The organism is Bacillus aerius (assembly GCF_029894105.1).
Taxonomy (GTDB): domain Bacteria; phylum Bacillota; class Bacilli; order Bacillales; family Bacillaceae; genus Bacillus; species Bacillus altitudinis.
Map to the genome: position 1 here is coordinate 3,859,071 of NZ_JARYHO010000001.1, position 22,323 is coordinate 3,881,393.

At 44.4% G+C, this 22,323-nt stretch carries 17 protein-coding genes, 3 rRNA genes and 1 pseudogene; all 21 read left to right on the forward strand.

All coding sequences use genetic code 11. The annotated features are described in order from the left end of the window. The first annotated feature begins 45 nt into the window (after window positions 1-45). On the forward strand, window positions 46-780 hold the full coding sequence (locus M2353_RS19990; protein WP_284725970.1) for a vWA domain-containing protein: 735 nt from the start codon (window positions 46-48) through the stop codon (window positions 778-780). Beyond that, complete coding sequence (locus M2353_RS19995; RefSeq protein ID WP_284725971.1) at window positions 764-1,774, forward strand: serine/threonine protein kinase; 1,011 nt, start codon at window positions 764-766, stop codon at window positions 1,772-1,774. The genes M2353_RS19990 and M2353_RS19995 overlap by 17 nt, the downstream gene beginning before the upstream one ends. Window positions 1,775-1,870: 96 nt before the next feature. After that, window positions 1,871-3,293 (forward strand): annotated as a pseudogene (gene tilS / locus M2353_RS20000) (tRNA lysidine(34) synthetase TilS). After that, entirely contained in the window at window positions 3,290-3,829 is a 540-nt protein-coding gene (gene hpt, locus M2353_RS20005; protein ID WP_007496175.1) for a hypoxanthine phosphoribosyltransferase, read from the forward strand. Before tilS ends, hpt begins: the two are co-directional and overlap by 4 nt. Window positions 3,830-3,924: 95 nt before the next feature. Further along, window positions 3,925-5,829, forward strand: a complete 1,905-nt coding sequence (ftsH, locus tag M2353_RS20010) for an ATP-dependent zinc metalloprotease FtsH (RefSeq protein ID WP_284725972.1) — start codon at window positions 3,925-3,927, stop codon at window positions 5,827-5,829. A gap of 163 nt (window positions 5,830-5,992) precedes the next feature. Continuing rightward, on the forward strand, window positions 5,993-6,769 hold the full coding sequence (locus M2353_RS20015) for a type III pantothenate kinase (protein ID WP_008341820.1): 777 nt from the start codon (window positions 5,993-5,995) through the stop codon (window positions 6,767-6,769). 15 nt (window positions 6,770-6,784) lie between these two features. Beyond that, window positions 6,785-7,660, forward strand: coding sequence for an Hsp33 family molecular chaperone HslO (hslO, locus tag M2353_RS20020; RefSeq protein ID WP_007496169.1), 876 nt, complete (start codon window positions 6,785-6,787; stop codon window positions 7,658-7,660). Window positions 7,661-7,712: 52 nt separating this feature from the next. Beyond that, window positions 7,713-8,615, forward strand: coding sequence for a peptidyl-prolyl cis-trans isomerase (locus M2353_RS20025; protein WP_227820700.1), 903 nt, complete (start codon window positions 7,713-7,715; stop codon window positions 8,613-8,615). Window positions 8,616-8,692: 77 nt separating this feature from the next. Next, on the forward strand, window positions 8,693-9,616 hold the full coding sequence (cysK, locus tag M2353_RS20030) for a cysteine synthase A (protein WP_008341814.1): 924 nt from the start codon (window positions 8,693-8,695) through the stop codon (window positions 9,614-9,616). Window positions 9,617-9,740: 124 nt separating this feature from the next. After that, a complete protein-coding gene (locus tag M2353_RS20035) occupies window positions 9,741-11,159 on the forward strand; it encodes an anthranilate synthase component I family protein (RefSeq protein ID WP_284725973.1) in 1,419 nt (472 codons plus the stop codon). Between the two features lie 13 nt (window positions 11,160-11,172). Beyond that, complete coding sequence (gene pabA, locus M2353_RS20040) at window positions 11,173-11,766, forward strand: aminodeoxychorismate/anthranilate synthase component II (protein WP_008341810.1); 594 nt, start codon at window positions 11,173-11,175, stop codon at window positions 11,764-11,766. Further along, window positions 11,763-12,608 carry an aminodeoxychorismate lyase gene (gene pabC, locus M2353_RS20045; protein WP_284725974.1) on the forward strand — a complete coding sequence of 282 codons (846 nt, stop codon included), beginning with the start codon at window positions 11,763-11,765 and terminating at the stop codon, window positions 12,606-12,608. The genes pabA and pabC overlap by 4 nt, the downstream gene beginning before the upstream one ends. 12 nt (window positions 12,609-12,620) lie before the next feature. Further along, a complete protein-coding gene (gene folP, locus M2353_RS20050) occupies window positions 12,621-13,478 on the forward strand; it encodes a dihydropteroate synthase (RefSeq protein WP_024719371.1) in 858 nt (285 codons plus the stop codon). Then, window positions 13,471-13,833 (forward strand): dihydroneopterin aldolase, encoded by a 363-nt coding sequence (folB, locus tag M2353_RS20055; RefSeq protein ID WP_024719372.1) that lies wholly within the window; start codon window positions 13,471-13,473, stop codon window positions 13,831-13,833. The genes folP and folB overlap by 8 nt, the downstream gene beginning before the upstream one ends. Then, the gene (folK, locus tag M2353_RS20060; protein WP_007496156.1) at window positions 13,830-14,333 is read left to right on the forward strand and encodes a 2-amino-4-hydroxy-6-hydroxymethyldihydropteridine diphosphokinase; all 504 of its coding nucleotides are present in this window, start codon (window positions 13,830-13,832) and stop codon (window positions 14,331-14,333) included. The genes folB and folK overlap by 4 nt, the downstream gene beginning before the upstream one ends. After that, the gene (locus tag M2353_RS20065) at window positions 14,285-14,518 is read left to right on the forward strand and encodes a helix-turn-helix domain-containing protein (RefSeq protein ID WP_008341798.1); all 234 of its coding nucleotides are present in this window, start codon (window positions 14,285-14,287) and stop codon (window positions 14,516-14,518) included. The genes folK and M2353_RS20065 overlap by 49 nt, the downstream gene beginning before the upstream one ends. Next, a complete protein-coding gene (gene dusB / locus M2353_RS20070) occupies window positions 14,511-15,512 on the forward strand; it encodes a tRNA dihydrouridine synthase DusB (RefSeq protein ID WP_035704043.1) in 1,002 nt (333 codons plus the stop codon). Before M2353_RS20065 ends, dusB begins: the two co-directional genes overlap by 8 nt. A 90-nt stretch (window positions 15,513-15,602) precedes the next feature. Further along, window positions 15,603-17,102, forward strand: a complete 1,500-nt coding sequence (lysS, locus tag M2353_RS20075) for a lysine--tRNA ligase (RefSeq protein ID WP_057078729.1) — start codon at window positions 15,603-15,605, stop codon at window positions 17,100-17,102. A gap of 343 nt (window positions 17,103-17,445) precedes the next feature. Next, window positions 17,446-18,994, forward strand: a 16S ribosomal RNA gene (locus tag M2353_RS20080). Between the two features lie 182 nt (window positions 18,995-19,176). After that, window positions 19,177-22,107: ribosomal RNA gene (locus tag M2353_RS20085) — 23S ribosomal RNA — on the forward strand. Window positions 22,108-22,168: 61 nt separating this feature from the next. Beyond that, window positions 22,169-22,284 (forward strand): 5S ribosomal RNA (rrf, locus tag M2353_RS20090). Together the 16S, 23S and 5S rRNA genes form the textbook arrangement of a ribosomal RNA operon. Window positions 22,285-22,323: the final 39 nt, after the last annotated feature.

The window sequence follows — 22,323 nt, forward strand, 5'->3', positions numbered from 1 at the left end:
TGATGGGGATATAAGCATTCAGTTACAATCCCAGGAGGAATGAAGATGCGAAAAGGTCACGTAAACCAAATCTTACTGATTACAGATGGCTGCTCAAATCATGGGGAAGACCCACTTGCGATTGCCGCATTGGCAAAGGAGCGAGGGATCACAGTCAATGTCATTGGCATTATGGAAGAGAACAGACACGATCATGAAGCGATGAAAGAAGTAGAGGGGATTGCTCTAGCAGGCGGAGGCATTCATCAGGTTGTCTACGTTCAGCAATTGTCTCAAACCGTACAAATGGTTACAAAAAAGGCGATGACGCAAACGTTACAAGGTGTTGTGAATAAAGAATTGCAGCAAATTCTTGGCAAAGATACTGAAATTGAAGAACTTCCCCCAGATAAGCGTGGAGAAGTGATGGAAGTTGTGGACGAGCTCGGTGAGACTGTTCATCTTCAAGTGCTTGTGCTTGTGGATACGAGTGCAAGTATGAAACCGAAGTTGCCAACGGTCAAAGAAGCACTCATCGATCTCTCTATTAGTCTAAATTCGAGAATTGGTGAAAATCAGTTTGGGATGTGTGTATTTCCCGGGAAAAACTCAGATGCAGAAATTGTGTTGAACTGGACGCCACGGTTCGATTCGTTATCATCGATTTTCCCGAAGCTGACAACAGGAGGAATTACACCGACAGGACCAGCAATTCGAGAAGCACTCCAGCATTTCAAATCAGTTCGTTCACGAAAAGGGCTGCTTGAAGCGAAGGAAGAACATGATGAATTCGGCTTCTAAAATCCCATTAGGTACAATGATAAAGGGAAAGTGGCATAATCAACATTACCGCATTGTAAAAGAGCTGGGAAAAGGGGCGAACGGTGTGGTTTATCTGGCCGAATCGCCAAAGGGACAAGTGGCCCTTAAAGTGAGTGATGACAGTATGCTCATTGCATCTGAAGTCAATGTATTAAAATCCTTTTCAAAGGCTCCTGTGAAAACCATGGGGCCTTCTTTTTATGATATGGATGATGCTCTTTATCCTGGAATGTCAGAGAAACGGTCGTTTTATGTCATGGAGTATGTCAGAGGTCCATTGCTGCTTGAATTTGTGAAACAAAAAGGCGATGAATGGATCGTCGTTCTCATGATTCAACTGTTGTCTAACCTTGCTCACTTACATAAGGAAGGCTGGATCTTCGGTGACTTGAAGCCTGATAATCTCATCGTTTCAGGACCCCCAGCTACGATTCGATGTATTGATGTTGGAGGAACAACGAAGGCAGGAAGGGCGATTAAGGAATACACCGAGTTTTTTGACCGCGGCTACTGGGGTTTCGGTACAAGAAAAGCAGAACCTTCTTATGATCTATTTGCCTTAAGTATGGTCATGGTGAACTGTGCCTATAAAAAAGAATTTAAAAAAGGGGCAGAACCAGAAAAGCAGCTTTATCGAGCGATTGAAGGACATCCTTTATTAAAGCGATATGAGAGGGTGTTAAAAGCGGCTCTCCAAGGCAAATATCAATCAGCGGCAGACATGAAAAGCGCGATGTTGAAAGAAGGACAATTGCTTGCTTCAAGAAAATCACGACAAAAGAAGCCATCACAGCCAAATAGGCAAAAGCCAGCTGTTCCCCAACATCAACAGGCCGCACCTTCACGATCAAGAGCTGTTGCTGCGAAAAGAACATCAGTACGCAAAAAATCAGGCGGTCTTTTTGAAACCATTCTCATCTTATGCAGTGTGCTCGCTCTTTACTGTGCCTATGTGGTTTTATTCCTATTATAGAGCTGTAAAAAAGCAGGCTTCTTCTTTGCTTGGAGCTAATGAAAGTGATAGGATATGTATATCTTTAAATTACCTGCTCTTTGTGAGGAGGAAGTTGTGAATAGAATTGAATCTTTTTTGAAAAAACATGATGTTTTCCTTGAAAATACGACAGTCATTGTCGGGGTTTCTGGCGGACCAGATTCTATGCTCTTGCTGCATGAACTAAACAAACGTCGAAAAGGTTCCTTTCAGCTGATTGCAGCCCATGTAGATCACATGTTCAGAGGAGAAGAATCCTTTGCTGATTTGGCATTTGTTGAAGCGTACTGTAAAGAGCATGAGATCCTTTTTGAATCGGCTCGTATACAGGTCACCCAATATGCAAAAGAAAACCGCTTAAACAAACAGGCAGCTGCAAGAGAGTGCAGATATGCTTTCTTTCGTCAATTGATGGAACAGTACAACGCTCAATTTATAGCGCTTGCACATCATGGAGACGATCAAGTAGAAACAATGGTGATGAGGCTGACAAGAGGGACTGTTGGAATAGGACTCGCAGGTATGCAAGCAAAGCGCCCTTTTCAAGAAGGGTGGCTGATTCGTCCGCTGATTGGATATTCTAAGGATGATGTACTCACTGCATGCGAAAAAGAACAAGTTCCTTATGTCATTGATCAAAGCAATCACACCGATGACTACTTGAGAAACCGGATCAGAAGACACGTTCTTCCCGTGTTAAAAGAAGAGGCACCTCATGTGCATGAAAGCTTTCAGTTTGTAAGTGACATGCTGACTGAGGATGAGCAGTACTTGCAGGCATTAACAAAGGATCAAATGCATCAAGTCATTACGAATCAAACGCCTAAGCAAATTGAGATCAAAACGAAGCCTTTGCTTGACCTGCCTTTGCCTTTACAAAGAAGAGGCATTCAACTAATATTAAACTATCTTTATGAAAACACTCAATCAGCGTTTTCAAACCAGCATATTCTAGGGACTTTGGACTGGTTATCTCATACTGATCAACCGTCTGGATCATTAGATTTGCCAAAAGGTTTACAAGCTGTCAAATCTTATGATCACTGTATGTTTACCTTTGAACGATCGCTTGTCATAGATCAGTCATATACTCATCATTTAAAAGGTGAGCTTGGCGAGGAACTTTTTCTCCCGAATGGACAGTCTATCTTAGTATCAAATCATGTTCCGGAGGATGCACGGAACGGAAACCATTTTTTCTTGCTTCAAAAAGATCATGTTCGTCTTCCTTTGATCATTCGCTCACGAAAAAACGGTGATCGAATCAAACTTAAAGGGATGAATGGATCAAAAAAGGTGAAAGATATATTTATTGATAAAAAAGTGCCTCTTGCAGAAAGAGACAGCTGGCCGATCGTCACTGACTCGGATCATCAAATCATCTGGATCCCAGGTCTGAAAAAATCCGTTTTTGAAGAAATTGATATGACAAACAGCGATCTCATTGTATTACAATATAGACAGCACGAAAATTTGTAGGGGGCAAGCAAAAGCATGAAACAAGATATTGAAAAGATTTTGATCTCAGAAGAAGAGATCCAGCTAAAAGTGAAGGAACTGGGTGCAACATTAACCAGCGATTATGATGGTAAATTTCCCCTGGCTATTGGTGTTTTGAAAGGGGCTCTTCCATTCATGGCAGACCTGATCAAACACATTGATACATATTTAGAGCTTGATTTTATGGATGTATCTAGCTACGGAAAGTCTACCGTATCTTCTGGAGAAGTGAAGATCATCAAAGATCTAGATACTTCTGTTGAAGGAAGAGATATTCTAATTATGGAAGATATCATCGACAGTGGGTTAACTTTGAGTTATCTGGTAGAGCTTTTCCGATACCGTAAAGCAAACTCCATTAAAATTGTGACATTGCTTGATAAACCAAGCGGCCGCAAAGCAGACATCAAAGCAGATTATGTTGGGTTTGAAGTACCAGATGCATTTGTTGTTGGCTATGGATTGGATTTTGCCGAACGTTACCGAAACCTCCCGTATATTGGAGTGTTAAAACCATCTGTTTACGAAGGCTAATGAGCACACGTTTACATGAGGTTATTGGTTGTGTTGGAATGATTTTCTATGATACTATTGAACATAGTTGTGCTTACTGTGGGAGGAGGTAAGGAATGAATCGGGTTTTTCGTAATACGATTTTTTATATACTTATTTTATTACTTGTGATAGGGGTTGTCAGTTGGTTAGGATCCCCTAATCAAAAGCCTGAGAACATGTCTTACAGCAAATTTTCGCAAAATTTAAGTGCGGGAAAAGTGGAGAGTATCTCCATCCAGCCTGTAAGAGGGGTTTATGAAATTCGTGGTCAATTAGATGGCGCGAAGAAAGATGAATACTTCATTACCCATGTTCCAGATGGTCAAGGTGTTGACCAGATTTACAGTGCACTGAAGAATACAGATGTAAAAGTAGAACCAGCACCTGAAACAAATGGATGGCTGCAAGTTCTGACAACCATCATTCCATTCATCATCATCTTTATCCTGTTCTTCTTCTTATTGAACCAAGCTCAAGGCGGTGGAAGCCGTGTCATGAACTTTGGTAAGAGTAAGGCGAAGCTTTACACAGAAGAGAAGAAACGTGTGAAATTTAAAGATGTTGCCGGTGCGGATGAAGAAAAACAAGAGCTCGTAGAAGTGGTTGAATTCTTAAAAGATCCACGTAAATTTGCGGAGCTTGGCGCAAGAATCCCTAAAGGGGTTTTACTAGTAGGACCTCCAGGTACAGGTAAAACATTGCTTGCGAGAGCATCTGCAGGAGAAGCAGGCGTTCCTTTCTTCAGCATCAGTGGTTCTGACTTCGTCGAGATGTTCGTCGGTGTCGGTGCATCACGTGTACGTGATTTGTTTGAAAATGCGAAAAAGAATGCACCTTGCTTAATCTTTATTGATGAGATTGATGCAGTGGGTCGTCAGCGTGGAGCAGGTCTTGGCGGTGGTCATGATGAGCGTGAACAAACGCTTAACCAGCTTCTTGTTGAAATGGATGGTTTTAGTGCCAACGAAGGGATTATTATCATTGCTGCAACGAACCGTGCAGATATCCTAGATCCTGCATTGCTACGTCCGGGACGTTTTGACCGTCAAATTACGGTTGACCGCCCAGATGTCATTGGCCGTGAAGAAGTACTGAAGGTTCATGCGAAAAACAAACCGCTTGATGATACAGTCAACTTGAAAGCCATTGCAAGCAGAACACCAGGGTTCTCTGGGGCAGATCTTGAGAACTTACTAAACGAAGCAGCACTTGTTGCTGCCCGTCAAAACAAAAAGAAAATTGATATGCGTGATATCGACGAAGCAACTGACCGTGTCATTGCTGGACCGGCTAAGAAAAGCCGTGTCATTTCGAAGAAAGAACGTAATATCGTGGCGTACCATGAAGCAGGTCATACCGTCATTGGGCTTATCCTAGACGAAGCGGATATGGTGCATAAAGTAACGATCGTTCCTCGTGGTCAGGCAGGCGGATATGCGGTCATGCTTCCAAGAGAAGACCGTTATTTCCAAACGAAGCCAGAGCTTCTTGATAAAATCGTCGGCTTGCTCGGCGGTCGTGTTGCAGAGGAAATTACGTTTGGTGAAGTAAGTACAGGCGCTCACAACGACTTCCAGCGTGCAACAGGCATTGCAAGAAGAATGGTCACAGAGTTCGGTATGTCTGATAAACTTGGTCCTCTACAATTCGGTCAAGCACAAGGAGGTCAAGTATTCCTTGGCCGTGATTTCAACAACGAGCCGAATTATAGTGAAGCGATCGCTTATGAAATTGACCAAGAAGTTCAGCGCTTCATCAAAGAAAGCTACGAACGTGCGAAACAAATTCTCACTGAGAATAAAGATAAGCTAGAAATCATCGCACAAGCTCTTCTAGAAGTGGAAACATTAGATGCTGAACAAATTAAATCTCTTTACGATACTGGAAAGCTTCCAGAGCGTGTATACGCAGATGACGAAGAGAAAAACGATGATGTGAAAGTGAACATCAAGAAAAAAGAAGAAGATGAGGAGATCTAATCTCTTTCTATAAAAAGCTGTCGGGCTCACCGGCAGCTTTTTTTATTTCGATTCATGAATGGATCGGTTTCGAATTGTTTACAAATGGAACTCAATTCGTGTATGGTATGATAGAAAGTCGAAAAATGCTCTTTTTGAGACACTATTCAAAGTGGTGATGAAGTTGTTACTCGTGATAGATGTAGGAAACACAAATACCGTTTTAGGTGTTTATCATAATGGCGATTTGAACTACCATTGGCGGATTGAAACAAGCCGTCATAAAACAGAAGATGAATTTGGTATGGCAATCCGATCCTTATTTGACTATGTAGGGCTGATGTTTGACCAGATAGAAGGGATTATCATTTCTTCTGTTGTCCCGCCAATGATGTTTGCTCTGGAAAGAATGTGCGAAAAGTATTTTCACATTACTCCTCAAATCGTTGGGCCTGGCATGAAGACTGGATTAAACATTATGTGTGATAATCCAAAGGAAGTCGGCGCTGATCGAATTGTGAACGCAGTGGCGGCCATTCACCTGTATGGGGCGCCTCTCATTGTGGTAGACTTTGGAACAGCCACAACCTACTGCTATATCAATGAACAAAAACAATACATGGGTGGCGCAATTGCACCGGGTATTACCATCTCAACAGAGGCTTTATATACAAGAGCGGCAAAACTGCCGAGAATTGAAATTGTCCGTCCAGATCACATTGTTGGAAAAAATACCATCAGTGCGATGCAATCCGGCATCCTGTATGGATATGTTGGTCAAGTCGAGGGAATAGTGAAACGGATGAAGCAGCAAGCCAAACAAACACCGAAAGTCATTGCAACAGGCGGTTTGTCTACATTGATTGGAAATGAATCAGACTGTATTGATATTGTCGATCCGTTCCTCACATTAAAAGGACTCCAATTAATTTATGAACGCAATCGTGTCGGTGTATTATAGGAGGGTTTAATCAAAATGGATTATTTAGTTAAAGCGTTAGCATATGACGGGAAAGTCCGTGCGTATGCTGCGAACACAACAGATACAATCAACGAAGCGCAGAGAAGACACCATACGTGGCCAACTGCTTCAGCTGCAATCGGCAGAACCATGACAGCGACTGTCATGATGGGAGCCATGCTGAAAGGCGAGAATAAATTAACTGTCAAAATTGAAGGCGGTGGGCCGATCGGAGCCATCATTGCAGATGGAAACGCAAAAGGTCAGGTGCGCGGGTATGTCTCAAACCCACAAGTTCACTTTGATTTAAATGAACATGGGAAGCTGGACGTTAGACGTGCTGTTGGAACATCTGGAACGTTAAGTGTTGTCAAAGATATCGGACTGAAAGACCACTTTACAGGGCAAACGGAAATTGTCTCAGGTGAAATTGGAGATGACTTTACTTATTACCTGGTCTCCTCTGAACAAGTGCCATCCTCTGTAGGTGTGGGTGTTCTTGTCAATCCAGATAACTCGATCCTTGCAGCAGGCGGTTTCATCATTCAATTGCTGCCTGGAACAGAAGATGCAGTCATCGAAAGACTCGAAAAGAGATTATCAACCATTGAACCGATCTCTAAACTGATTGAAAAAGGGATGACTCCTGAAGAAATTTTAGAAGAAGTGCTCGGTGAAAAACCTCAAATCTTAGAAACTGTACCTGTCGAATTTTCTTGTAACTGCTCAAAAGAACGGTTTGCCAACGGTATTATCAGCCTAGGGAAAGCCGAAATTGAGGATATGATTGAACAAGACGGACAAGCAGAAGCTCAATGCCATTTTTGTAACGAAACGTATGTATTTACAAAAGAAGAGCTAGAAGAGCTACGTGAAGAAATAACCCGCTAAGCTCTAAGCAGCGGGTTTTCTTTTTAGAATGGAAAGGAGACGAAAGATGAGACTGAAAGCAAGAGTGGTATGGACATTTATCCTCGTTCTGCTCATGATTAATGCCGTTGTCATTGCATATGTATTAACAAAGTCACAAATGTCGCAGGCTTCTTCAAATGGGAAGAGCGGTGAAGAAATTGCTTCTATTGGGAAAGAGAAAGTCACACGTCAAGAATGGTTAAAGAAAATGGAAGACCGCTACGGAAAGGCAACACTTGAACAAATGATTAATCAGAAGGTAGTCAATCAACTTGCGAAAGAAAACAAGCTGGAGGTATCTCCAAAAGAGATCAATCGTGAACTGCTGATGCTGAAAGCGGTATCTAATAATTTCTACGAAGACGGTCATACAAGTGAAAAGGAATGGAAAGAGCAGATTCGTTATCAAATATTATTAGAACAGCTTCTAACGAGAGATGCGGTCGTTTCTGAAAAAGAAGCCAAATCCTTTTATGAAAAAAACAAAGACTTGTATCAATATGATGACTCATATCGAATTCGCCACATTGTTGTGAAAACAAAAGACGAGGCACAAAGTGTATTAAAAGATTTAAAGGGCGGATCTAGTTTCGAAGCTGTAGCAGCTGAACGATCCACCGATCGATATACCTCTCCTTACGGCGGAGATCTTGGATTTGTCACAGAAGAGCAAGAAAGCATTCCAGCCCTATACATACAAGAAGCCCAAAAGCTTCAGCCAGATGAATGGACGAAAGAGCCGATCGAGATCAAAAATGGTTATGCCATCATACAATTAAAAGAAAAATTAAATGGCCGCTCCTTCTCTTATGAAGAAGTCAAAGATCAGATCAAAAGACAGATCGCCATGGAAGATCTGGGTGAAAAGGCGAATGTCAAAACCCTGTGGAAAGAAGCAAAAGTCACATGGTTTTACGATGGAGAGCAGGACTAAAAGCATTGACAAAATTTTTCGAAATTGATAATTTAATATTAATACAATAAAATTACTCGGAGATAGAGGTGTTAGTGATGGCTCGTATTGCAAATTCAGTTTTTGAACTAATAGGAAATACACCAGTCGTTAAATTAAACCGTTTAGTAGATGAAGACAGTGCGGATGTCTACTTGAAACTTGAATATATGAACCCAGGCAGCAGTGTAAAAGATCGTATTGCGTTAGCGATGATCGAAGATGCTGAAGCAAAAGGTACATTAAAAGCTGGTGACACACTCATTGAGCCTACAAGTGGAAACACAGGAATCGGTCTTGCGATGGTCGCAGCTGCAAAAGGAATCAATGCGATTTTAGTTATGCCGGATACAATGAGTCAGGAGCGCCGCAACCTTTTACGCGCTTACGGTGCAGAGCTTGTATTAACACCGGGTGCAGAAGGAATGAAAGGTGCCATCAAAAAAGCAGAAGAATTAGCAGAAGAGCACGGATACTTCATGCCTCAGCAGTTCAGCAATGAAGCCAATGCTGAGATTCACCGCCGCACAACAGGGAAAGAGATTCTTGAACAGTTTGACGGCGACCTTGATGCATTTATTGCAGGAGTTGGTACGGGTGGTACGATTACAGGTGCTGGTGAAGTCCTGAAAGAAGCCATTCCATCTATTCAGCTTTATGCGGTAGAACCAACAGATTCTCCTGTACTATCAGGCGGTAAACCAGGTCCGCATAAAATTCAAGGCATCGGAGCAGGCTTTGTTCCATCTATCTTGAACACAGAAGTATATGACGGCATTATCCAAGTGAAAAACGAAGATGCATTTGAACTTGCAAGAAAGGCAGCGAAAGAAGAAGGAATCCTTGGTGGTATATCTTCAGGAGCAGCCATTTATGCAGCGCTTCAAACAGCGAAGAAGCTTGGTAAAGGGAAAAAGGTTCTAGCGATTATTCCAAGTAACGGTGAACGTTACCTTAGTACGCCGCTTTATCAATTTGATTAAACAATACACCCCAGCATTTGCTGGGGTTTTTTTATGAATTCTGAAGATGGAAAGCAAATACTATTTTCTAAATAAATTGGATTGCATTACAATAAGATTAATGAAAATGAAAAAGGATGATTACATGACACAACGTAGGCCGATGGGCATCAAAATTCCTTTTACGAAAGATGCATTCTTGAAACGATACGAACAATTAACGGCTCATGAATCACATCACGTCCTTCTTGAAAGTGCACGTGGCGGAGAATACAGTATTGCCGGCATTCATCCGATCGCTAAAGCGAAAGGGAAGGACGGGATGACCACCATCCATTATCAGAATGAGGTGTTGTTCAAAGAGGGAGATCCTTTTAGGGCATTTGCTGATTGGTTTCAAACCCTACAAACCGAAACGAACGACGAATACCCTGACTTCCAAGGTGGAGCGATTGGATTTTTAAGCTATGATTACGCAAGATATATCGAGCATTTTAAAATGCTGTCCATCGATGATTTGAAGACGCCTGATTTGTATTTCCTCGTATTCAATGATGTCGCTGTCTTTGATCATAATAAAGACGCCCTCTGGCTGATCACTCATACAGAAGGAGACGAACCTGTCAGTGAAGTTCATCAAAGACTCGAAGAATTAAAGCAAAGCTGGACAAGCACATCAGAAGAATCAGCACATTCACCTGTCAATGTGTCTTCTTCGGAATGTGTACCTGCTGCACCTTTTACTGAAGAAGCTTTCGGGGAAGCTGTAGAAACGATTAAACAATATATCGCCAGCGGTGACGTGTTCCAAGTGAACCTATCGATTAGACAAGATGAACAGCTTCATACCCACCCATATCATTTATACAAAACATTACGTCACGTGAATCCATCTCCATATATGTCATATCTGCACACGCCAGATTTCCAAATTGTCTGTGGATCTCCAGAGCTGCTTATTAAGAAAAAAGGCATTCAGCTCGAAACAAGACCGATCGCTGGCACAAGATCAAGAGGCAAGGATGATGCGGAAGATCAAGCGCTGGCAAAAGAACTCATTGAAGATGAAAAAGAACGTGCAGAACATGTGATGCTCGTTGATCTTGAGCGGAATGATCTTGGACGAGTGTCTACTTATGGCTCAGTCAAGGTGAACGAGTTTATGGCCATTGAGAAATATTCACACGTGATGCACATTGTATCAAATGTCCAAGGGGAGCTGCGTGATGATTGTGATGCAGTAGATGTCATGAGAGCTGTATTCCCAGGCGGCACAATTACAGGTGCGCCAAAAGTGAGAACAATGGAAATCATAGAAGAGCTTGAGCCGACAAGGCGTGGGCTTTATACTGGATCTATAGGCTGGTTTGGATTCAATCAAGATATGCATTTTAATATCGTCATTCGCACGGCTTATTGTACAGGGGGCAGAGCCTTCATGCAGTCAGGTGCAGGCATTGTCATCGATTCTGTACCAAAGCACGAATACAAAGAATCGATTAAAAAAGCCTATGCAGTGAAAAAAGCATTACAGTTGAGCAAAGAAGAGACTATTTTGAGTTAGAGGTGAGCAGAGTATGATATTAATGATTGATAATTACGATTCATTTACGTACAACCTGGTCCAGTATTTAGGTGAGCTTGGGGAAGAACTGATTGTAAAACGAAACGATCAAGTCACTATTCAAGAAATCGAAGAGCTCAAGCCAGACTTTCTGATGATTTCTCCAGGACCTTGCAGTCCGGATGAAGCAGGAATTAGTATGGAAGCGATCAAACATTTTGCTGGGAAGATTCCGATCTTCGGTGTCTGTTTAGGTCATCAATCCATTGCACAAGTATTTGGTGGAGATGTCATTCGTGCGGAGCGGTTAATGCATGGGAAAACATCAGAGATTGAACATGACGGCAAAGGTGTCTTCACGGGACTCCAAAATCCGCTCGTCGCAACGAGATATCATTCATTAATTGTTAAAGACGAGACGCTACCGGAGTGCTTTGTCAGAACAGCGAGCACAAAGGAAGGCGAACTCATGGCCATTCGCCATAAAGAACTTCCGATTGAAAGTGTTCAATTCCATCCAGAATCGATTATGACGTCCTTCGGTAAAGAAATGCTCAGAAATTTCATTGAAACCTATCGTAAAAAGGGGAATGAAGTAAACGCATGATCATTTACCTGAACGGTCAGTATATAGAGGAGAAAGACGCGACTCTTTCTCCTTTTGATCATGGTTTTCTATATGGCATCGGTGTATTCGAAACATTTACCTCTCTAGCAGGACAAGTCTTCTTGTTAGACTGGCATCTTGAAAGGCTCAATCAATCATTGCGTGACCTTTGCATCGAATCCACAATAGAGAAACCATTTGTACTCGACATCATTCATACATTATTCAATCAAAACCAAATAACGGCCGGTCATGCGAGGATCCGCTTCAATGTTTCTGCGGGCAGAGGCAATGGATTTTCTGCAGACCCTTATGAGGAGCCTGTTGTTTTTGTGATGATCTCCCCATTCCGGCCTGAATCAATAGTAGATGAAAAACAGGGAATCATCCTTGATACAAGAAGAAACACACCGGAAGGTCCAAGACGGCTCAAGTCGCATCATTACATGAACAACCTGCTGGCGAAAAGAGAAGTAGGGAACGATCCGTCGGTAGAAGGGATCTTTTTAACAAAAGAAGACGATGTGGCAGAAGGAATTACGTCAAATCTATTTTGGCGAAAAAAAGATGTGATCTATACACCTTCACTTGATACCGGCATTTTAAACGGGGTTACCCGTCGATATTGTATCGAAACGCTGCAAGCTTCGGGGATCCCACTAATAGAAGGAAGATATCCACTCTCACACTTGCTCTCAGCTGATGAGGCGTGGATGACCAATTCGGTTCAGGGAATTGTGCCTTTTAAAAATATCGGAGACACCGTCCTGCAAAACCACAACCGAACGATTTCGACCAAGTTGAGAACAGAATATACAAAAGAACGTCTAGAACATAATTAGTAGGTGGACACAATGACACAACAATTGATAAAACAGCCTAAAATCATACAAGCCAAGCACCATACCCTTAGTTATGAAGAAAAGACATTGGTCATGGGCATTTTAAATGTCACACCGGACTCTTTTTCAGATGGAGGAAAATTCAATCAAATTGATAAAGCGTTGGCTCATGCAACGCAACTCATAGAAGATGGGGCGCATATTATTGATATTGGCGGTGAATCGACTCGGCCGGGGGCGGCACTTGTCTCAGAGCAAGAGGAGCTTTCAAGGGTCATTCCTGTCATTGAGAAGATCACAAAAGAATTGGACATACCTATTTCTATTGATACGTATAAAGCCCATGTCGCAGATGAGGCAGTGAAAGCGGGAGCCTCAATCATTAATGATGTATGGGGGGCGAAAGCTGATCCTCAAATGGCGCATGTGGCAGCGAAGCACAACGTGCCAATCATCTTAATGCACAATCGACCAGAGCGGAATTACACCCATCTGATTTCAGATATGATTGCAGATCTGAAAGAAAGTGTTCAAATTGTAAAACAAGCGGGTGTCCGTGATGACATGATTATATTAGACCCTGGTGTAGGATTTGCGAAAAATAAAACTGACAACCTCATGGTCATGAATGAACTTGAACATTTTTGCCACCTAGGGTATCCGCTGCTGCTAGCAACATCCCGCAAACGATTCATCGGTGCAGTTTTAGACCTGCCGCCTGAAGAACGTACTGAAGGAACGGGTGCGACGGTCTGTCTTGGGATTCAAAAGGGCAGCGCGATGGTCCGAGTGCACGATGTAAAAGAAATCGCAAGAATGGCAAAAATGATGGATGCCATGCTGAATAAAGGAGGCGCTTATCATCGATAAAGTATATGTAAACGGAATGGAATTTTACGGCTATCACGGTGTATTTGCAGAAGAGAATAAACTAGGCCAGCGCTTTCGTGTGGACCTAACAGCTTCACTTGATTTAAGTAAGGCAGGACAAACGGATGACCTAAATGAGACCATCAACTATGCTGAGCTCTACAACATCTGCAAAAATATTGTAGAAGGGGACCCAGTGAACCTCGTTGAAACGCTGACAGAAAGAATTGCAAATCAAGTGTTAAAGGACTTTCCGACAGTTCAAGAATGTACAGTAAAAGTAATCAAACCAGATCCGCCAATTCCAGGACACTATCAGTCCGTTGCCATTGAAATGACGAGATCACGCGCATGAACAATACAGCATATATCGCTTTAGGCTCAAACATAGGAAAAAAGGAAACCTACTTAAAAGAAGCTGTCAAAAAACTTCACGAACATCCAGGTGTTCAAGTTGAATCCATTTCATCTATATATGAGACAACACCTGTAGGCTACGAGAATCAGGATGACTTCTTGAACATGGCTGTGAAGATTTCCACCTCGCTTCGTCCTGAAGAACTTCTATCACTGACTCAGAACATTGAGCAGGAGTTAGGCAGAACAAGAGAAGTGAGGTGGGGTCCACGGACAGCTGACCTTGACATTTTACTTTATAATCGTGAAAATATTGAAACAGAACAACTTGTAGTGCCGCATCCTAGAATGTACGAACGTTTATTCGTTCTTGTTCCGATGAGTGAGATTTGCCCAGAAATCGGCGAAGCCCAGATAAACGCCGTAACAGACCAAGAAGGTGTAAGCATATGGAAAAAGACATGTGGGGTAGAAGAATTCGTGCATACCGAAAGCTAAAAGGGTATACTCAGGAAGGGTTCGCCAAAAGACTGGGCATCTCTGTCTCTGTCTTAGGGGAAATTGAGCGAGGCAATCGATTACCAACAAACCAAATGGTTGGTCAAATAGCAGATGCTTTAAATATAACGGTGGAAGAACTTTCACCAATACTTGAAGAAGAAAGGAGGGGACATGATGTTTAAAATCGGAGATATCGAAATTAAAAACAAAGTAGTGCTCGCACCAATGGCTGGTGTGTGTAACTCTGCTTTCAGACTCACTGTGAAAGAGTTTGGAGCGGGCTTAGTCTGCGCTGAAATGGTCAGTGACAAAGCGATCTTGATTAATAATGCCAGAACGATGGGCATGCTGTACATTGATGAGCGTGAAAAACCGTTGAGCCTTCAGATATTTGGGGGAGAAAAGGACACGCTCGTAGAAGCGGCCAAGTTTGTAGACCAGAATACAACGGCGGACATTATTGATATTAATATGGGATGTCCTGTACCAAAGATCACGAAATGTGACGCAGGAGCGAAATGGCTGCTGGATCCAAACAAGATTTACGAAATGGTATCCGCAGTCGTAGAAGCTGTAGATAAACCTGTTACTGTGAAAATGAGAATGGGTTGGGACGAAGACCATATTTTCGCTATCGAAAATGCCCGTGCTGTTGAAAGGGCAGGCGGACAAGCCGTTGCGCTTCACGGACGGACACGTGTGCAGATGTACGAAGGAACAGCGAATTGGGATATTATAAAAGAGGTCAAACAATCTGTTTCCATTCCAGTCATCGGCAATGGAGATGTCAAAACCCCTCAAGATGCAAAACGTATGCTTGATGAAACGGGTGCAGATGCTGTCATGATCGGAAGGGCCGCACTAGGAAACCCGTGGATGATTTACCGGACGGTTCATTATTTAGAAACGGGTGAACTAAAAGAAGAGCCTAATGTGCGTGAGAAAATGTCTGTGTGCAAACTTCACTTAGACAGACTCATAGACCTGAAAGGTGAGCATGTGGCTGTCAGAGAAATGAGAAAACATGCAGCATGGTACTTAAAAGGTGTCCGAGGCAATGCAGATGTAAGAAACCAAATCAATCAAAGTGAAACGAGAGCGGAGCTTGTAAAAGTTCTAGATGACTTTACGATCGAAGCCGAGGCAAAAGAGCTTCAAAGAATAAAAGTAGGATAAGACTATCTTTCTTTTTGTAGCTCACTGCTAGTGCACGTACTGGCAGTTTTTCTGCTTTTCTCTGCAAAATAAATTATTGGAGTGATATAAATGAGTAATGAAGGGCTTAATAACGAAGAATTAAATGATCAATTCCAAGTAAGACGTGACAAAATGAATAAAATGAGAGAAGAGGGTATCGATCCATTCGGTGAACGATATGACCGTTCTCATCAATCCGCACAAATTATTGCTGAATATGACGAGTTTTCAAAAGAAGACTTAGAAGAAAAAGCAGCTCAAGTAACAATTGCTGGCCGTATGATGACAAAACGCGGAAAAGGGAAAGCTGGCTTTGCACACATTCAAGACTTAGAAGGACAAATTCAAATCTATGTACGTAAAGATAGTGTAGGAGAAGAAGCTTACGAATTATTCAAAAGCTCGGACCTAGGCGATATTATCGGTGTGACAGGAACCGTATTTAAAACGAATGTAGGAGAACTTTCAATTAAAGCGACTAGCTTTGAGGTTCTTACAAAAGCACTTCGCCCGCTCCCTGATAAATATCACGGACTAAAAGATGTAGAACAACGCTATCGTCAGCGTTACCTTGACCTGATTGTCAATCCAGAAAGTAAGCAGACGTTCATCATGCGAAGCAAAATCATTCAATCAATGAGAAGATACTTAGATTCAAAAGGATACCTAGAAGTTGAAACACCAACAATGCATAGCATCCCTGGTGGTGCATCAGCTCGTCCTTTCATTACTCATCACAATGCACTTGATATGCCGCTTTATATGCGTATTGCGATCGAGCTGCATTTAAAACGTCTAATTGTCGGTGGTCTAGAGAAAGTATACGAAATTGGCCGCGTATTCCGTAATGAAGGAGTCTCAACTCGTCATAACCCGGAATTTACTATGATTGAGCTGTATGAAGCATATGCAGACTATAAAGATATCATGAACCTAACGGAAAACTTGATTGCTCATATTGCCCAAGAGGTACTAGGAACAACAACGATTCAATATGGAGAAGATGAAATTGATCTAAAACCTGAATGGAAGAGACTCCATATGGTTGAAGCAGTCAAAGAAGCAACAGGTGTAGACTTCTGGCAGGAGATGTCTGTAGAAGAAGCAAAACAGCATGCTGCTGATCACGATGTTGAAATCACAAAAAACATGACAGTAGGTCATATTATCAATGAGTTCTTCGAGCAAAAAGTAGAAGAAACACTGGTTCAGCCTACTTTTATTTACGGGCACCCAGTTGAGATTTCTCCATTAGCTAAGAAAAATCCTGAAGACCCGCGCTTCACGGACCGCTTTGAGCTATTCATCGTGCGTCGTGAGCATGCAAATGCATTCACCGAACTGAATGATCCAATCGACCAAAGAGAACGTTTTGAAGCTCAATTAAAAGAACGTGAAGAAGGAAATGACGAAGCGCATCTCATGGATGACGATTTTGTTGAAGCATTAGAATATGGCATGCCGCCAACAGGTGGACTAGGAATCGGTATCGACCGATTAATCATGTTGCTAACAAATTCTCCATCAATCAGAGATGTACTGCTTTTCCCGCAAATGAGAAACCGTTAATACATCAACAAAAGCGCCATTTGATCTGTGGCGCTTTTTATTTTTCATAAAATGAAATCTTTTTCAAAAAAACTATTGCAAGAAAAGAATCCAGATGGTATATTATTATTCGTTGCCGCAAAACAGCAACGAGGTTGAAAAAAGAAAATGAAAAAAGTTCTTGACTTCAACCGAAGCGAAATGTTAAGATATTAAAGTCGCTTACGAGCGATAACGAAAATGATCTTTGAAAACTAAACAAGACAAAACGTACCTGTTAATTCGAGTTTTTATAAAAAATCCTATGATACATCATAGGTAGTCAGTCAAACGCTGACGAAAAACAAAACTTCGGTTTTGTACTTTTTCGGAGAGTTTGATCCTGGCTCAGGACGAACGCTGGCGGCGTGCCTAATACATGCAAGTCGAGCGGACAGAAGGGAGCTTGCTCCCGGATGTTAGCGGCGGACGGGTGAGTAACACGTGGGTAACCTGCCTGTAAGACTGGGATAACTCCGGGAAACCGGAGCTAATACCGGATAGTTCCTTGAACCGCATGGTTCAAGGATGAAAGACGGTTTCGGCTGTCACTTACAGATGGACCCGCGGCGCATTAGCTAGTTGGTGAGGTAACGGCTCACCAAGGCGACGATGCGTAGCCGACCTGAGAGGGTGATCGGCCACACTGGGACTGAGACACGGCCCAGACTCCTACGGGAGGCAGCAGTAGGGAATCTTCCGCAATGGACGAAAGTCTGACGGAGCAACGCCGCGTGAGTGATGAAGGTTTTCGGATCGTAAAGCTCTGTTGTTAGGGAAGAACAAGTGCAAGAGTAACTGCTTGCACCTTGACGGTACCTAACCAGAAAGCCACGGCTAACTACGTGCCAGCAGCCGCGGTAATACGTAGGTGGCAAGCGTTGTCCGGAATTATTGGGCGTAAAGGGCTCGCAGGCGGTTTCTTAAGTCTGATGTGAAAGCCCCCGGCTCAACCGGGGAGGGTCATTGGAAACTGGGAAACTTGAGTGCAGAAGAGGAGAGTGGAATTCCACGTGTAGCGGTGAAATGCGTAGAGATGTGGAGGAACACCAGTGGCGAAGGCGACTCTCTGGTCTGTAACTGACGCTGAGGAGCGAAAGCGTGGGGAGCGAACAGGATTAGATACCCTGGTAGTCCACGCCGTAAACGATGAGTGCTAAGTGTTAGGGGGTTTCCGCCCCTTAGTGCTGCAGCTAACGCATTAAGCACTCCGCCTGGGGAGTACGGTCGCAAGACTGAAACTCAAAGGAATTGACGGGGGCCCGCACAAGCGGTGGAGCATGTGGTTTAATTCGAAGCAACGCGAAGAACCTTACCAGGTCTTGACATCCTCTGACAACCCTAGAGATAGGGCTTTCCCTTCGGGGACAGAGTGACAGGTGGTGCATGGTTGTCGTCAGCTCGTGTCGTGAGATGTTGGGTTAAGTCCCGCAACGAGCGCAACCCTTGATCTTAGTTGCCAGCATTCAGTTGGGCACTCTAAGGTGACTGCCGGTGACAAACCGGAGGAAGGTGGGGATGACGTCAAATCATCATGCCCCTTATGACCTGGGCTACACACGTGCTACAATGGACAGAACAAAGGGCTGCGAGACCGCAAGGTTTAGCCAATCCCACAAATCTGTTCTCAGTTCGGATCGCAGTCTGCAACTCGACTGCGTGAAGCTGGAATCGCTAGTAATCGCGGATCAGCATGCCGCGGTGAATACGTTCCCGGGCCTTGTACACACCGCCCGTCACACCACGAGAGTTTGCAACACCCGAAGTCGGTGAGGTAACCTTTATGGAGCCAGCCGCCGAAGGTGGGGCAGATGATTGGGGTGAAGTCGTAACAAGGTAGCCGTATCGGAAGGTGCGGCTGGATCACCTCCTTTCTAAGGATATATGGAGCAGCGTACGTTTTTCGTCTTGTTTAGTTTTGAAGGATCATTCCTTCAAACATGTCTCTAGCGAGACAGGATTGTTCTTTGAAAACTAGATAACAATAAGTAATACATTCACATTGAATGCAATGCAAAGTTCATCACACATAGTGATTCTTTCTAAAGTAAGAAATGGTTAAGTTAGAAAGGGCGCACGGTGGATGCCTTGGCACTAGGAGCCGATGAAGGACGGGACGAACACCGATATGCTTCGGGGAGCTGTAAGCAAGCTTTGATCCGGAGATTTCCGAATGGGGAAACCCACTGCTCGTAATGGAGTAGTATCCATACTTGAATACATAGAGTATGAGAAGGCATACCCGGGGAACTGAAACATCTAAGTACCCGGAGGAAGAGAAAGCAAATGCGATTCCCTGAGTAGCGGCGAGCGAAACGGGAACAGCCCAAACCAAGAGGCTTGCCTCTTGGGGTTGTAGGACACTCTATACGGAGTTACAAAGGAACGATATAAGCGAAGAGGTCTGGAAAGGCCCGCCAAAGAAGGTAACAGCCCTGTAACTGAAATGTTGTTCTCTCCAGAGTGGATCCTGAGTACGGCGGAACACGTGAAATTCCGTCGGAATCCGGGAGGACCATCTCCCAAGGCTAAATACTCCCTAGTGACCGATAGTGAACCAGTACCGTGAGGGAAAGGTGAAAAGCACCCCGGAAGGGGAGTGAAATAGATCCTGAAACCGTGTGCCTACAAGTAGTCAGAGCCCGTTAACGGGTGATGGCGTGCCTTTTGTAGAATGAACCGGCGAGTTACGATCCCGTGCAAGGTTAAGCAGAAGATGCGGAGCCGCAGCGAAAGCGAGTCTGAATAGGGCGCATGAGTACGTGGTCGTAGACCCGAAACCAGGTGATCTACCCATGTCCAGGGTGAAGTTCAGGTAACACTGAATGGAGGCCCGAACCCACGCACGTTGAAAAGTGCGGGGATGAGGTGTGGGTAGGGGTGAAATGCCAATCGAACCTGGAGATAGCTGGTTCTCTCCGAAATAGCTTTAGGGCTAGCCTCAAGGTAAGAGTCTCGGAGGTAGAGCACTGATTGGACTAGGGGCCCCTACCGGGTTACCGAATTCAGTCAAACTCCGAATGCCGATGACTTATCCTTGGGAGTCAGACTGCGAGTGATAAGATCCGTAGTCGAAAGGGAAACAGCCCAGACCGCCAGCTAAGGTCCCAAAGTATACGTTAAGTGGAAAAGGATGTGGAGTTGCTTAGACAACCAGGATGTTGGCTTAGAAGCAGCCACCATTTAAAGAGTGCGTAATAGCTCACTGGTCGAGTGACTCTGCGCCGAAAATGTACCGGGGCTAAACGTATCACCGAAGCTGCGGACTGTTCTTACGAACAGTGGTAGGAGAGCGTTCTAAGTGCAGTGAAGTCAGACCGGAAGGACTGGTGGAGCGCTTAGAAGTGAGAATGCCGGTATGAGTAGCGAAAGACGGGTGAGAATCCCGTCCACCGAATGCCTAAGGTTTCCTGAGGAAGGCTCGTCCGCTCAGGGTTAGTCGGGACCTAAGCCGAGGCCGAAAGGCGTAGGCGATGGACAACAGGTTGATATTCCTGTACCACCTCCTCACCATTTGAGCAATGGGGGGACGCAGGAGGATAGGGTAAGCGCGGTATTGGATATCCGCGTCCAAGCAGTTAGGCTGGGAAATAGGCAAATCCGTTTCCCGTGAAGGCTGAGCTGTGATGGCGAGCGAAATTTAGTAGCGAAGTTCCTGATTCCACACTGCCAAGAAAAGCCTCTAGCGAGGTGAGAGGTGCCCGTACCGCAAACCGACACAGGTAGGCGAGGAGAGAATCCTAAGGTGATCGAGAGAACTCTCGTTAAGGAACTCGGCAAAATGACCCCGTAACTTCGGGAGAAGGGGTGCTTCTTAGGGTGTTAAAGCCCCGAGAAGCCGCAGTGAATAGGCCCAGGCGACTGTTTAGCAAAAACACAGGTCTCTGCGAAGCCGTAAGGCGAAGTATAGGGGCTGACGCCTGCCCGGTGCTGGAAGGTTAAGAGGAGCGCTTAGCGTAAGCGAAGGTGCGAATTGAAGCCCCAGTAAACGGCGGCCGTAACTATAACGGTCCTAAGGTAGCGAAATTCCTTGTCGGGTAAGTTCCGACCCGCACGAAAGGCGCAACGATCTGGGCACTGTCTCAACGAGAGACTCGGTGAAATTATAGTACCTGTGAAGATGCAGGTTACCCGCGACAGGACGGAAAGACCCCGTGGAGCTTTACTGCAGCCTGATATTGAATGTTGGTACAGCTTGTACAGGATAGGTAGGAGCCTTGGAAACCGGAGCGCTAGCTTCGGTGGAGGCATCGGTGGGATACTACCCTGGCTGTATTGACCTTCTAACCCGCTGCCCTTATCGGGCAGGGAGACAGTGTCAGGTGGGCAGTTTGACTGGGGCGGTCGCCTCCTAAAATGTAACGGAGGCGCCCAAAGGTTCCCTCAGAATGGTTGGAAATCATTCGCAGAGTGTAAAGGCACAAGGGAGCTTGACTGCGAGACCTACAAGTCGAGCAGGGACGAAAGTCGGGCTTAGTGATCCGGTGGTTCCGCATGGAAGGGCCATCGCTCAACGGATAAAAGCTACCCCGGGGATAACAGGCTTATCTCCCCCAAGAGTCCACATCGACGGGGAGGTTTGGCACCTCGATGTCGGCTCATCGCATCCTGGGGCTGTAGTCGGTCCCAAGGGTTGGGCTGTTCGCCCATTAAAGCGGTACGCGAGCTGGGTTCAGAACGTCGTGAGACAGTTCGGTCCCTATCCGTCGCGGGCGCAGGAAATTTGAGAGGAGCTGTCCTTAGTACGAGAGGACCGGGATGGACGCACCGCTGGTGTACCAGTTGTTCTGCCAAGGGCATCGCTGGGTAGCTATGTGCGGACGGGATAAGTGCTGAAAGCATCTAAGCATGAAGCCCCCCTCAAGATGAGATTTCCCATTCCGCAAGGAAGTAAGATCCCTGAAAGATGATCAGGTTGATAGGTCTGAGGTGGAAGCGTGGTGACACGTGGAGCTGACAGATACTAATAGATCGAGGACTTAACCTATATTCTAATGTGAAAAATGAACATTGTTATCTAGTTTTGAGAGAACATTCTCTCCATCAGGTTTGGTGGCGATAGCGAAGAGGTCACACCCGTTCCCATACCGAACACGGAAGTTAAGCTCTTCAGCGCCGATGGTAGTTGGGGGTTTCCCCCTGTGAGAGTAGGACGCCGCCAAGCTTTTCAAAGGATCAGTTCCAGTCGGAACTGGTCTTTTTT